The sequence below is a fragment of the Bradyrhizobium vignae genome, assembly GCF_900324035.1.
Lineage (GTDB): Bacteria > Pseudomonadota > Alphaproteobacteria > Rhizobiales > Xanthobacteraceae > Bradyrhizobium > Bradyrhizobium vignae.
The window spans coordinates 5,257,390-5,269,048 of the sequence record NZ_LS398110.1; the positions used below are offsets into that span (position 1 = coordinate 5,257,390).

Here is an 11,659-nt window from a genome sequence, read left to right on the forward strand (position 1 = left end):
AAACGGCGCGTTGCGCCGCTGTGCTCGCACCTCAAGGATGACGGAGCGAGAAATGGCGTTGCTCCCCTCTGCCCACGCTCCGGAGCGTCAGAACGCGTTCCGCAGCAGCGGGTACTTCGCTTCCAGGCCATCGAGGCTGAAGGTGAATTCGACGACGCGCTCGGGGGCTGCGACGATCTCAGTGGCGGGCGGGGAGAACTGCGGCAGGAGCGCCGCCAGCGCCGCGCTCGGCGCCGTGGCAGCAGGCAAGGTGAGCGGTGCCGTTGCTGCGGGCGCGGCACGCGGTGCGATCGGAGCAAGCGGCGCGATCGGGGCTTCGGTGATCTCCGCGAGCACATCCGGTTTCGGATCGAGCCTCACCGGCATGGCGGTCTCGGGAGCGATGTGAACGGCCTTTGGCTGCAAGGTCTGCGGCTGCTGCTCGCGCGGAAACACGCGCGGCATCGTCGCCGGCGACCAACCGAATGCGGGCGTCACGCTCGCAGCCGCCTCGGCGACATCCCCGCCGGTTGCAAGCGCGCGCCATGTCTGGACGGCACGCTTGGCTTCCTGGATGTTTTCGAGGAACGCGATCTCGGAGTGATAGCGGCGCCAGCGGCCGGTCTCGAACATTTCAGAGAGATGTTGCAGGCGCTGCTCGGCGAGAGCGCACCAGCGCGCCGCGACTTGGCGGCTGCTAGCCGCGTCGCGAACAAACCCTTGGCGATGTGTCATGAACCAGCCCGTCAGGAGAAAATACGGACGCGGGGACGCAAACGCACACGAATCAATTTAGACGCGACATGAATATTTTGTGGAAAAGTTTTGACTTGTCCAGCAACGACACGACATTCGTCATCAATCACCGTAGTCGAGCGGAGATTTGCTGTGTTTTCGAGTCAAGCTTCGCACAAGCATAATGGACTTGCGGCGCGTTGCGCGAGTGACGGCGACCCAACGCGCTGGCGATCTTCAACCGCAAGCTGAACGAATGCGAAGCTTCAAAAAATCGGACGCCCGAAAAGAAAAGACCCGTCCGGGGGGACAACCGGACGGGTCGAGCCATATGGGCGCTTGGGGTGGATGGGCGCTCGCGCCTGATATGACTGATGGGGAGGGATGACCGCTCCCACATCAGTTGGTCGTGGCAGCCGGCTGAACGTTCAATGCAGGGTCTGCTTTTTTGACCTTCGGCCTCTGCCGCATCATTGACGCAGCCGCTACCGCGTCGCCGGCCTATCTGCCTGAGAAACCGCGGATTTATCGTCCGCGCCGGACAGCGAGGGTTGCTCGATCGCGCGGCTGCCGGGCTCGTCGCGACGCTTCCCCACGTCTTCACGTTTTGTTGTATCTGAGGCAGCCGCGACCGGCGTCGCGCTGTCGGCGGGAACAGCCGTGACCGCCGCAAATGCGTCGGCCTGACCGTCGCCGAAAAGGTCGTCACGTCCGGGTGAGCCGAGATCGCGCGCAGTCTTTGCCAGCGTCATGCGCAGCGCTTCCGGCTTCAGAGCGTAGTTGCGCGCGAGCAGCAGCGCCGCGACGCCGGAGACATAAGCGGCCGAGAACGAGGTCCCCGACGTCATCTGGTATTTGCCGTCGGGCGCCGGCAGGAAGATATCGACGCCTGGGGCTGCGAGCGCAATGTAGTTGCCGCGGTTGGAGGCGGAGAAGAGCCTGTCCTGCTGATCCGTCGCACTGACCGCGATCACGTTGGGATTGGCTGCCGGATAGAGCGGCGGTGATTTCGCGCCGGCATTGCCGGCGGCGGCAATCAACACGAGGCCGCGCGCGGCGGTCGCCGCGATGGCGCGCTCGATCACCGCGTCCTTCGGACCGGCAAAGCTCATATTGACGATCTGTGCGCCGTGCTCGGCGGCGTAATTCAGCGAGCGCAGGATGATGTAGGACGAGCTCTCGGCGCCGCCGTTGGCGCCCCCGAAGGCGCGGATGGCGATGATGCGGGCCTCGGGCGCGCTGCCCATCAGCCGGGCATGCGCGACGATGGCACCGGCGATGCCGGTGCCATGGACGTGCGGCCCTTCGGCACTGCCGAGTGCATCGAAATTGTCGGCGACGGAATTGGCGAGTTCGGGATGCTTGGCGTCGATGCCGGAATCGATCACGGCGATCGTGACGTTGGCTCCGCGTGCCAGCGTATGCGCCTGCGGCAGGCGGAGCTTTGTCAGCGCATATTGCGCAGGATCGCCCTCGGTCGTTTCCGCCGATTTCTGGTCCTGAAGCAAATAACGGAAGTTCGGCTGGAGCGAGCGCACGCTGCCGTCGGCCGCGAATTCGCGGCGCACCGTCTCGTACGGCCGGCCGTCGGTGATGCGGAACAGACCGAACGTGGCTCCGATCAGTGGGAAGGTCTCAGAAGCGACGCGGGTCAGGCCATGGCGACGCGCCAGCTCGTCGGCCTCGGCCGATGACAGCGCGCCGTCGATCTCGGCGACGAATTCGCCTGCGACGCTGCGCAGGTTGGCCGCGGCCGGCGTGCTGTTGCCACGCCCCTTGCCGGTGCTCTTCTTGCCTGATTTTCCGGTGCCCTCGCCGCCAGCGTTCGACTGCGCCAGGCATTCGCCATCGCCGTCACGATAGGGTGCGGTGCAGGCCGGATAGAGGTTGGGCGAGTAGCGCACATAGGGCAGCACCGGCGTAAGCCGCGTGCGCGACGACGTGGTGTGAGGAATGGTCGCTATCGCCCGCGGGCCGCGGTCGACGCTGACCGCGCGCGCGGCGACGCTGGGGCTGACCCGCGGGGCGATGCTCGGAGTGATGGTCGGCGCGCGCGAGGGAACGCTGATCGTAGGCGTGCGCATGATCGCCTGCGCCTGCGCAACCTCGACACCAAGACAGGTGGCGATCAGAAGCGCGGCCCCGATCGATGAAGCGCAGGCCCCGGCACGCACCCTGCTCTCGGATTTGCGCGTCATCGGCTCGACGGCGCGCCTAGGGCGCCGCGACGGCGAGGTTGACGAACTTCTCGCGCTGCATCCTGCCGAGCAACGAGGCGAGCTCGTCCTGGCTCATCGCCCTGTCGAATTGCAGGCGGAACATGCCACCTTTGGCGTCGCCGATGATCGAAGCCTGGTAGCTGTCGAGCAGCGCGGTGATGTCGGCGACGCGCGCCTCTGGCGTGAAGCGCACCAGCGCACGCGCCGGCGCGGCCGTGCTACCGAGCTCGCGTGTGATCGGCGCGCTGGTCGAGAGCGAAGCCGTCTGGAAGGTCGCCGGCTGGTTCTTCATCAGCACGGCCCCGATGATTCCGGCCTGCAGCACGAGCGCGACGGCGCCGAGGCTTGCCGACCACGCCAGCGTGCGCGGCGACAGGCTCGCGAAGAAGGCCGAGATGCGCGCCGACAGCGGCAGCGAGCCGGTCGTCCGCGCCGGCTCGGCGTCGATCGCTGCGAACAGCTTCTGCATGGCGCGCGCCGACGGCGCCCCTAGGCTCTCGTTCAGATGGATCGTCTCTTCGTACTCGCCGCGGATCGCGGCATATTGCTTGGCAAGCTCGGGATCGCGCGCCAGCGCTTCCTCGACACGGCGCGCATCGCGCGCGTTCAGCGTGCCGGCAGCGTGCCAGGGCAGCAGCAGTTCAATTTCACTGGGCTCTTGCTCCAGCATCTTCTTGCTCAAAGCCATCATGGCCAGCCTCGCTCAACGCCGGCTGCCTTCAGCAGTTCGGCCAGTTTCTTGCGCGCATAGAACAAGCGCGTCTTCACAGTGTTCTCCGGTATCCCGACGATTTCGGCCACCTCTTCCACGGATTTCTCGTGGTAGTAGACGAGATCGACGATCTCCCGATGTTCCGGCGAGAGACCCGTCAGACACTCCCGCAACGCCTCACTGGTATCCTTCTTCTGCACCACCGTTTCCGGATCGTCGGACGAATCCTCGATCGCGTTGGCAGCTTCTTCGTCCAGCTCGAAATCCTTCCTGCGCCGCAGCGCAGACAGGGCCTTGAATCGGGTGATTGCCAGCAGCCAGGTGGAAACGGCGGATCGGCCCTCGAACTTGCCGGCTTGACGCCAGACGTCGAGAAACACCTCGCTGATGAGGTCTTCCGCAGCCTGCTCGTCCCGCACGAGCCTCAGTCCGAACCTGTAAACCCTGACATGGTGCCGCCCGTACAGCACCTGCATGGCGAGCCGGTCACCTTGAGCGATCCTGGCGATCAGGATCTCGTCCGAAGCCGCCTGTGTCACGCTCAATGGCCGTCTCGCAAAGTTGGTCGGGTCGATGCGGTGGACGGTTCGACGGGAGGGGCAAAATTGTTGAGGCTACCGCAGTCATACGAGGGCTGATGTGAGCTACCCCACATCCGCGCATTTTTCTTACCCCACCCGCCGAAGTCAGCGGCATCGATCCAGCTAGGTATCATAATACTAAGACGCTTCCCTGCGGAATGCCGCCCGGCACAGGCGGGGCCGGCTAATTCCGGTTCCATAGCAGCCCTGCACCAGGTTTGTCGCGCCAAGCCCTGCTTTGGCTCGACCGCATCGCGAAAGATGCATGATCCCCGGTAAAAATTCTCGCGGTGCCCGGTTCGGATTCGGCTGCAGAAGGATACTAAACCTAAAGGCTTGCCACGTAGATTTTGCGCTGACATCCATCATTGGCGAGACCATGAGCACGGCCGCGACGTCCTTTCCCGAGAGGAATGCCGCAGAGGTCGCGGATCTTGTCCTCGCACCTGGGACGACGGCCCCCGAAGTCCAGGCGCGCCGGGCCCGGCAGCGCCGCCAGATGTATATCGGCCAGGTCCACGGCCATCCCATTGGCGATGAGGTGCTTCGCACCTTCGCGATCAGCATTTTCGCCAACATCCGGCCGACCGACAGTTTCGGCCGCTATGGCGGCGAGGAATTCCTGCTGCTGCTGCCGGGCACCTCGGGCGACGCCTCACGCCACATGCTCGAGCGCTTGCGCCAAATCGTTGCCGATCTCGACTGGAGCGCGTTTTCCCCGGGCATGCACGTGACCATTTCCGCGGGCGTCGTGACGCTGCACGACAACGATACTGCCGATACGTTTCTAGCGCGCGCCGACCGCGCGCTTATTCCGCCAAGGCGCAAGGGCGCAATCGCGTTGCAACGGGCTGACCAATTCATTTCCTCCGGCGCGTGAGAAGACGCCGCCGGATCGAACGCTCCAGGACAGGGCAATGAGATCGAAATCGGCAACACCATCCGAGAACCTGATCGAGGAACTGCAGGCGGCCCTCTCGCACGGCACAGTTGCGCGCCGGGTCGAGACGCTGCGCCGTGTCACCGATCTCTTCGTGGGCAATGCAGTCGATTATTCCGACGACCACATCCGGGTGTTCGACGACGTGTTCCAGTGCCTGATCGAGCAGATCGAGATTTCGGCCAGGGCACTGCTCGCCGAGCGCCTCGCACCGATCGCGTCCGCGCCACCGCAGATCATCCGCACGCTCGCGCTCGACGAGATCATCGAGGTCTCCGGCCCGGTGCTGTCGAAGTCGGAACGGTTGGACGAGGCGACCCTGATCGAGATCGCGCGCACCAGGAGCCAAGCGCATCTCAAGGCGATCTCGCTGCGGCGGATGCTGTCGGAAGCGCTGACCGACGTGCTGGTGACGCGTGGCAACGAGGACGTGGTGCAGTCAACCGTCAGCAATCCGGGCGCGCGGTTCTCCGAGGGAAGTCTCGACGACCTCGTCACGCGCGCCGAACGCGACGACGACCTCGCCAGCTGCATCGGCTTGCGGCCCGACCTGCCGCGTCATCACTATCTGAGGCTGGTCGCCAAGGCGTCATCGAGCGTGCGCAGGAAGCTCGCGGCCGCGCATCCCGAGCTCGCAGACGAAGTGTCGAGCGCAGTCCAGCAAGCGGCCCAACGGGTCCGCGCCGCCACCATGACCAGGCAGACCGAGATGGCGCGCGCACTGGTGAAGTCGCTGCACGAGGACGGCCGCCTCAACGAATTCCAGGTCACGACCTTCGCCGAACAGGGCAAGTTCGACGAGACCAATGCCGGGCTCGCCGCGCTCGCCGGCGTCGCGGTCGAGACCGCCGAGACTGTGATGATCGAAAGCCGCACCGAGGGCGTGATGATCCTCGCCAAGGTCGCGGGCATGCAATGGTCGAGCGTGCGCGCCATCATCGCCATGCGCGAGAAGCTCTCCGGCGGGCCGCAGACCGACATGCTGGCACTACGCGACACCTACGAGGCCTTGCGCTCATCGACGGCGCAGCAGGTGCTGCGCTTCCACCGCATGCAAAGCGCGACGCCGGTGGCCTGAACTAAAGCGCGACGAGATCAGGATGAATCGTCATCGCGTTTTAGGTTCTTGTTTAAGCATGATCTTTTCGGAAAACCGCTGCACATCTTTCCGGATCATGCCCTAGTATCTCAACACCCTCGCACCAACCGCCGCACCGATCACGGTCATGACCACCGTCGCGAGCGTGTACCAGGTCGCGACGAACAGGGGCGAGTCGTCGGTGCAGTGCGAGGCATAGAGGGTCGCGGCGAGCCCGGCCGAGACCAGACCGGCGAATGCACCGGCCAGTGCAGGCCGCGACGGCGCGCCGTGGCGCAGGCCGAACAGCGCCCCCGCAAGCAGCGGCAATGACATCGCAGGGATCGCGACCAGGCACACCCGGGAGTTCTTGCCCATCAGGCGCATCGTCATCGGCATAGCTGGTGCCATCATCGCCTCGCTGCCGATCGCCACCGCAAGCAGGCCGACAGGGAGCAGCAGCAGCCAGCCCCAGCCGCGCAGCAGGGCTTCTGGCCGCGACAAATGCAGGCTAACGATGATGGCGGGGATTGCGAGCGACAGCGTCACCGCGAACTTCATATCGAAGAACGGATTGCGCATGGCGCTCATCACGTCGGCGCGCACACCGAGGAATGTCGCAAAAATCAGGATCGACAAGGGCGCGGCGACCAGCAGCGCCAAGGTCAGCATGGCGCCGACGCGCGGCGCGCGGTGCGCGTTGTCGGCTGCGAGCGAGCGAATGAGTTGATCGGTGTCCATGACTAATGGTCCCGCAATTTGGCCGTCAGCGCGGCGAGTCCGCGATGCAGCGCGACCCGCACCGCACCTTCGCTCATCGAGAACTTCGCTGCAGTGTCCTTGATCGAGGCGGCCTCGACCGCGATCGACTGCAACACGTCACGCTGGCGCTGCGGCAAGGTGCTCAGCTGCGCGGCAACTTCGCCCGCCGAAGCCGTCTCCTGCGGCGCCTCGCCCGGCAGCGTCTCGGCGAAATCGTCGATGTTGACGAAGACGCGCTTGCCGCGCCGGCGGAGCGCGTCGATCAGTTTGTTGCGGCCGATCGCAAACAGCCAGGGCGCGAAGGGGGCTTCGCTGTCCCAGGTGTGCCGCTTCAGATGCACCGCCAACAGAATCTCCTGCACGATATCCTCGGCCTGGTCGGGAGGCTGCCCGGCACGCGCCAGGCCGCGCCTTGCGGCGGCGCGCAGCACCGGCGTGACCGCCTTCAACAGGCGATGATACGCCGCATCATCGCCTGCCATGGCCGACCGCATCAGGCCGGTCCATTCGTCCTCACGTCCGCGCACCCGCGCCCCTCACCATGCAATTCGGCCGCTCTTTCAATTTGTTACGGGGACGCCGGGCTTATCACGAATTCGTGATCGAGACCCGGACCTCGCGACCGATGCGACAGCAAACATCGGCGACGGCTCATAACACCGATTGACGCGTCCCGCATCGGGCCGCCGGTGGCGAGGGGACGCTTTGCCCCGTTTTTGCCGGGTGCAACTCGAAGATTCCCATTTTTTGCCCCGCTGTCGTCACGCCCCGGGGTCTCTGTTCGCAGCCGGGACGGGCGGAATTGGGGAGATCGTCAACATGATGAAGACCAGCGCGCGCGCGGCCCTGATTGTCTTGGCCGGGCTTTTCTTGCTGTTCGGGGGCGTTGCTCAGGCGGCGCCGGATTCGGCCGCGAGCAGTAAAGCGGACAGCGCGGACAAGCAGGCCGATACGGCCAAGCACCGGCGCCAGGACTCGCGCCGCACCAGCAGCAGCAAGGCGGTGCAAAAATCCGACGACAAGGCCGACAAGAAGGACGCTGCGGCAAAGGCCGACGAGGCCAAGAACGGCACCAAGGCCGATGGTGAGGTGCCGGCGTCCAGCCAGATGCCGCCCAACGTCGCCAACGCCAATGCGCAGCTCGCCGCCGATACGCCGCCTGCCGCTGCCGCCTCCGCGATGACGAACCGCGCCAACGACAATGTCCAGGCAGCAGCCGATAATACCAACGCAGCGCCCCCCGAAAGTCAGGTCGTCGCGCCCGATCAGCTCAACGACATCGATCGCGCCCTGCAACAGGAGAACCCGCCGGCGCAGAAGGCGGTGATTGCCGCAACCGAGGCGCAGCCAAGGCCGGCGCCGGTGATGGCAAGCAGCCAGCAGAGCTCGGCCTGGGACCAGAGCTCCCTGATCGGCAAGATCTTCATCGGCGTCGGCACGCTGCTGACGCTGGCGTCCGCCGCGCGGATGTTCATGGCGTGATTGCTGGCCGATTGGCGGCCTGAGACCTGGCCTGGCGGACCTCGTCCGGAACGCGCGTCTCGTCGCGTTCCGGCGGCCGGTAGCCCCTTGAAGCCCACCGCGCCAGCGGGCACATTGCCCGCTCAGTCAAAAGCGTGGGTGGAGCATGAGCACGTTCGAACACATCATCGTCGAAAACATCGGTGCGGTCGGCATCATCAAGCTGAACCGGCCGAAGATGCTCAACGCGCTCTCTTTCGGCGTCTTCCGCGAGATCGCCGCCGCCGTGGACGATCTCGAGGCCGATGATGCCATCGGCTGCATCGTCGTGACCGGAAACGAGAAGGCCTTTGCCGCCGGCGCCGACATCAAGGAGATGCAGCCCAAGGGCTTCATCGACATGTTCTCCGAGGATTTCGCCGCGATCGGCGGCGACCGCGTCGCGCGTTGCCGCAAGCCGACGATCGCGGCGGTTGCCGGCTATGCGCTGGGCGGCGGCTGCGAGCTCGCCATGATGTGCGATTTCATCATCGCCGCCGACACCGCAAAGTTCGGCCAGCCCGAGATCACGCTCGGCACCATTCCCGGTATCGGCGGTACCCAGCGCCTGACGCGGGCGATCGGCAAGTCCAAGGCAATGGACCTCTGCCTCACCGGCCGGATGATGGATGCGGCGGAAGCCGAGCGCTCGGGTCTCGTCAGCCGCATCGTACCCGCCGACAAGCTGATGGACGAAACGATCGCCGCAGCCGAGAAGATCGCGTCGATGTCGCGCCCTGCGGCCGCGATGGCCAAGGAAGCGGTGAACCGCGCCTTCGAGACCACGCTTGCCGAGGGCATGAGCGTCGAGCGCAATCTGTTCCACTCCACCTTCGCGCTGGAGGACCGTGCCGAGGGCATGGCGGCATTCATCGAGAAGCGCAAACCGGTGAACAAGAACCGGTAGGGCGCACACCGGTCAGGCTGGTGTAAGGCTCTGGCGCCTTCCCGCTGAAATCCTGTGACGGAGCTGCAACAAGCACGGAATACATGGGAGTTTTCCCCGCGGCAGTTTGCCTGCGGGACCTCGGCTGGCTAAACAGTTAAGAGGCCATCGTCGGTGGGGGCGGATAGCCGGGGGTTAAGCGGGATTACATGATTGGGCGTACCGCCAGAGCCGGTCGCGTGGTGACGCGGCATCGATGGGGCGTGGGTCCCGTGTTTGCGACATGGACCACGCTGGCACTCTCCTGCGCCCTGCCCTCCGCCGCCTGGGCCGAAGCTCTGCCCGAGGCGCTGGCCAAGGCCTACCAGACCAATCCGCAGCTCAATGCCGAGCGCGCGCGCCAGCGCGCGACCGACGAGAACGTGCCGCAGGCGCTTGCCGGCTACCGGCCGCAGATCGTGGCGAGCCTCAGCGCCGGCCTGCAATCGGTGCGCAATCTGTTGCCCGACAACACCATCCAGACCGCCAATCTGAAGCCCTGGATCATCGGCGTCACCGTGACGCAGACCCTGTTCAATGGTTTCCGCACCGCCAATGGCGTACGGGCCGCCGAACTCCAGGTGCAGTCGGGCCGGGAGGCGCTGCGCAATGTCGGCCAGGGCGTGCTGCTCGATGCGGTCACCGCCTACACCAACGTGCTCGCCAACCAGTCGCTGGTCGAGGCGCAGCGCTCCAACGTCGCCTTCCTGCGCGAGACACTCGCCGTCACCCAGCGCCGTCTCAATGCCGGCGATGTCACGCCGACCGACACCGCCCAGGCCGAGGCCCGTCTCAACCGCGGCCTCTCCGATCTCAACGCGGCCGAGGTCGCGCTCGCCGTCAGCCAGGCCACCTATACGCAAGTGATCGGCAATGCGCCGTCGCAGCTCAAGCCTGCCGAGGCCATCGACCGCTATCTGCCGAAGAGCCGCGAGGACGCCATGACGATGGCGATCCGCCAGCATCCGGCGGTGATGGCCGCCAGCTTCGACGTCGACGTCGCCTCCACCAACATCCGCATCGCCGAAGGCACGCTGCTGCCGAGCGCGACCATCCAGGGCAGCGCCAGCAAGAGCCGCAACAACGACCCGACCCTCGGCACCTTCGCCGAGGACCAGGCCTCGATCATCGCCAACGTCACCGCGCCGATCTATGACGGCGGCCAGGCCGCGGCGCAGACCCGGCAGGCCAAGGAGATGACGGCGCAGAGCCGGCTGGTGCTCGACCAGGTGCGCAATCAGGCGCGCACGGCGGCGGTCAGCGCCTGGGCCGCCAATGAAGGCGCCAAGATCGCGGTCTCGGCCTCGGAGTCCGAGGTGAAGGCGGCGACCGTCGCGCTGCAGGGCGTGCAGCGCGAGGCCGCCGGCGGGCAGCGCACGACGGTCGACGTCTTGAACTCGCAAGCCGATCTGATCCAGGCCAAGGCCCGCCTGATCGGTGCGCAACGCGACCGGGTGATCGCCTCCTACACGCTGCTCAGCGCCATCGGCCATCTCGATGTCAAGACGCTGAACCTGAATACGCCGGACTATCTGCCCGAGGTGCACTACCACCAGGTCCGCGACGCCTGGCACGGCCTGCGCACGCCGTCGGGGCAGTAGCCTAAATCTCTCTGGTGGATGCCGATGAAAAGCCGCCGCATTCATCTGATGGGAGCCTCGGGCTCCGGCGTGACCACGATCGGTCGCGCGCTCGCCGGCCGGCTGGCGCTGCCGCATCACGACAGCGACGACTATTTCTGGCTGCCGACCGTGCCGCCCTATCAGACGACCCGCCCCGCCGCCGACCGCCTGCGCCTGATGCGCGAGATGTTCTTGCCGCGCCTCGACTGGGTGCTCAGCGGAACCGTCACCGGCTGGGGCAACGAGCTCGTCCCGCTCTTCGATCTCGTCATCTTTGTGACGACGCCACGCGAGCTTCGCTTGCAGCGCCTGCGTGGCCGCGAGGCCGCGCATTTCGGAGCTGATGCCGTCGCGCAGGGCGGCTGGCGTCATGAGGAAACGGAATCTTTCGTCGAATGGGCCTCGCGCTACGAAGCCGGCGACCGCGAGGGCCGCAGTCTCGCAAAAGATGAGGCTTGGCTCGCGGGCCTGTCCTGCCCGGTCGTGCGCGTGGACGGCTCGCGTCCGCTTGCTGGTCTCGTCGAGCAGCTATGCAGCGAAGCGGAGCGGCTGCCCGGCTGACGTGATAGTCTCCTCTCACCCGCCTACAAAAAAATAACCGGGAGA

The 11,659-nt window shown here is 65.8% G+C and carries 11 protein-coding genes and 1 pseudogene; 6 read left to right on the forward strand and 6 right to left on the reverse strand.

Annotated elements, in window-relative coordinates; translation table 11 throughout:
• Positions 1 to 87: 87 nt before the first annotated feature.
• The 4 genes from BRAD3257_RS25650 to BRAD3257_RS25665 all read right to left on the reverse strand — a co-directional run bounded on the left by BRAD3257_RS25650 (position 88) and on the right by BRAD3257_RS25665 (position 4,190).
• Positions 88 to 714 carry a TIGR03809 family protein gene (locus BRAD3257_RS25650; protein WP_122404171.1) on the reverse strand — a complete coding sequence of 209 codons (627 nt, stop codon included), beginning with the start codon at positions 712 to 714 and terminating at the stop codon, positions 88 to 90.
• A gap of 485 nt (positions 715 to 1,199) precedes the next feature.
• A complete protein-coding gene (locus tag BRAD3257_RS25655) occupies positions 1,200 to 2,912 on the reverse strand; it encodes a S8 family serine peptidase (protein ID WP_122404172.1) in 1,713 nt (570 codons plus the stop codon).
• A gap of 16 nt (positions 2,913 to 2,928) precedes the next feature.
• Entirely contained in the window at positions 2,929 to 3,624 is a 696-nt protein-coding gene (locus BRAD3257_RS25660; protein WP_122404173.1) for a hypothetical protein, read from the reverse strand.
• The gene (locus BRAD3257_RS25665; RefSeq protein ID WP_162500363.1) at positions 3,621 to 4,190 is read right to left on the reverse strand and encodes a sigma-70 family RNA polymerase sigma factor; all 570 of its coding nucleotides are present in this window, start codon (positions 4,188 to 4,190) and stop codon (positions 3,621 to 3,623) included. Before BRAD3257_RS25665 ends, BRAD3257_RS25660 begins: the two co-directional genes overlap by 4 nt.
• 541 nt (positions 4,191 to 4,731) lie before the next feature.
• Between BRAD3257_RS25665 and BRAD3257_RS25670 the strand changes: the two are divergent.
• Together BRAD3257_RS25670 and BRAD3257_RS25675 are read left to right on the forward strand one after the other, a co-directional pair.
• Positions 4,732 to 5,081: pseudogene (locus tag BRAD3257_RS25670) on the forward strand (GGDEF domain-containing protein); the annotation flags it as partial.
• A 62-nt stretch (positions 5,082 to 5,143) separates the two neighbouring features.
• A complete protein-coding gene (locus tag BRAD3257_RS25675; RefSeq protein ID WP_122404175.1) occupies positions 5,144 to 6,244 on the forward strand; it encodes a DUF2336 domain-containing protein in 1,101 nt (366 codons plus the stop codon).
• 102 nt (positions 6,245 to 6,346) lie between these two features.
• On the opposite strand, the gene BRAD3257_RS25680 is transcribed toward BRAD3257_RS25675, so the two are convergent.
• Together BRAD3257_RS25680 and BRAD3257_RS25685 are read right to left on the reverse strand one after the other, a co-directional pair.
• Entirely contained in the window at positions 6,347 to 6,985 is a 639-nt protein-coding gene (locus BRAD3257_RS25680; protein WP_122404176.1) for an NrsF family protein, read from the reverse strand.
• 2 nt (positions 6,986 to 6,987) lie between these two features.
• The gene (locus BRAD3257_RS25685; RefSeq protein WP_122404177.1) at positions 6,988 to 7,533 is read right to left on the reverse strand and encodes a sigma-70 family RNA polymerase sigma factor; all 546 of its coding nucleotides are present in this window, start codon (positions 7,531 to 7,533) and stop codon (positions 6,988 to 6,990) included.
• Between the two features lie 292 nt (positions 7,534 to 7,825).
• On the opposite strand from BRAD3257_RS25685, the gene BRAD3257_RS25690 reads away from it, so the two are divergent.
• The 4 genes from BRAD3257_RS25690 (at position 7,826) to BRAD3257_RS25705 (ending at position 11,614) form a co-directional block, all read left to right on the forward strand.
• Positions 7,826 to 8,488: a hypothetical protein gene (locus tag BRAD3257_RS25690; protein WP_122404178.1), complete on the forward strand. Its 663-nt coding sequence runs from the start codon at positions 7,826 to 7,828 to the stop codon at positions 8,486 to 8,488.
• Positions 8,489 to 8,633: 145 nt separating this feature from the next.
• The gene (locus tag BRAD3257_RS25695; protein WP_122404179.1) at positions 8,634 to 9,413 is read left to right on the forward strand and encodes an enoyl-CoA hydratase; all 780 of its coding nucleotides are present in this window, start codon (positions 8,634 to 8,636) and stop codon (positions 9,411 to 9,413) included.
• A gap of 188 nt (positions 9,414 to 9,601) precedes the next feature.
• Positions 9,602 to 11,032: a TolC family outer membrane protein gene (locus BRAD3257_RS25700; RefSeq protein ID WP_122404180.1), complete on the forward strand. Its 1,431-nt coding sequence runs from the start codon at positions 9,602 to 9,604 to the stop codon at positions 11,030 to 11,032.
• A gap of 24 nt (positions 11,033 to 11,056) precedes the next feature.
• Positions 11,057 to 11,614, forward strand: coding sequence for a P-loop NTPase family protein (locus tag BRAD3257_RS25705; RefSeq protein ID WP_122406759.1), 558 nt, complete (start codon positions 11,057 to 11,059; stop codon positions 11,612 to 11,614).
• The last annotated feature ends 45 nt before the right edge of the window (positions 11,615 to 11,659 follow it).

Excerpts from the sequence above, each read along its gene's own strand:
- BRAD3257_RS25650 (WP_122404171.1), bottom strand. The coding sequence starts at position 714 with ATGACACATCGCCAAGGGTTTGTTCGCGACGCGGCTAGCAGCCGCCAA.
- BRAD3257_RS25655 (WP_122404172.1), bottom strand. The coding sequence starts at position 2,912 with ATGACGCGCAAATCCGAGAGCAGGGTGCGTGCCGGGGCCTGCGCTTCA.
- BRAD3257_RS25660 (WP_122404173.1), bottom strand. The coding sequence starts at position 3,624 with ATGATGGCTTTGAGCAAGAAGATGCTGGAGCAAGAGCCCAGTGAAATT.
- BRAD3257_RS25675 (WP_122404175.1), top strand. The coding sequence starts at position 5,144 with ATGAGATCGAAATCGGCAACACCATCCGAGAACCTGATCGAGGAACTG.
- BRAD3257_RS25680 (WP_122404176.1), bottom strand. The coding sequence starts at position 6,985 with ATGGACACCGATCAACTCATTCGCTCGCTCGCAGCCGACAACGCGCAC.
- BRAD3257_RS25690 (WP_122404178.1), top strand. The coding sequence starts at position 7,826 with ATGATGAAGACCAGCGCGCGCGCGGCCCTGATTGTCTTGGCCGGGCTT.
- BRAD3257_RS25695 (WP_122404179.1), top strand. The coding sequence starts at position 8,634 with ATGAGCACGTTCGAACACATCATCGTCGAAAACATCGGTGCGGTCGGC.
- BRAD3257_RS25700 (WP_122404180.1), top strand. The coding sequence starts at position 9,602 with ATGATTGGGCGTACCGCCAGAGCCGGTCGCGTGGTGACGCGGCATCGA.
- BRAD3257_RS25705 (WP_122406759.1), top strand. The coding sequence starts at position 11,057 with ATGAAAAGCCGCCGCATTCATCTGATGGGAGCCTCGGGCTCCGGCGTG.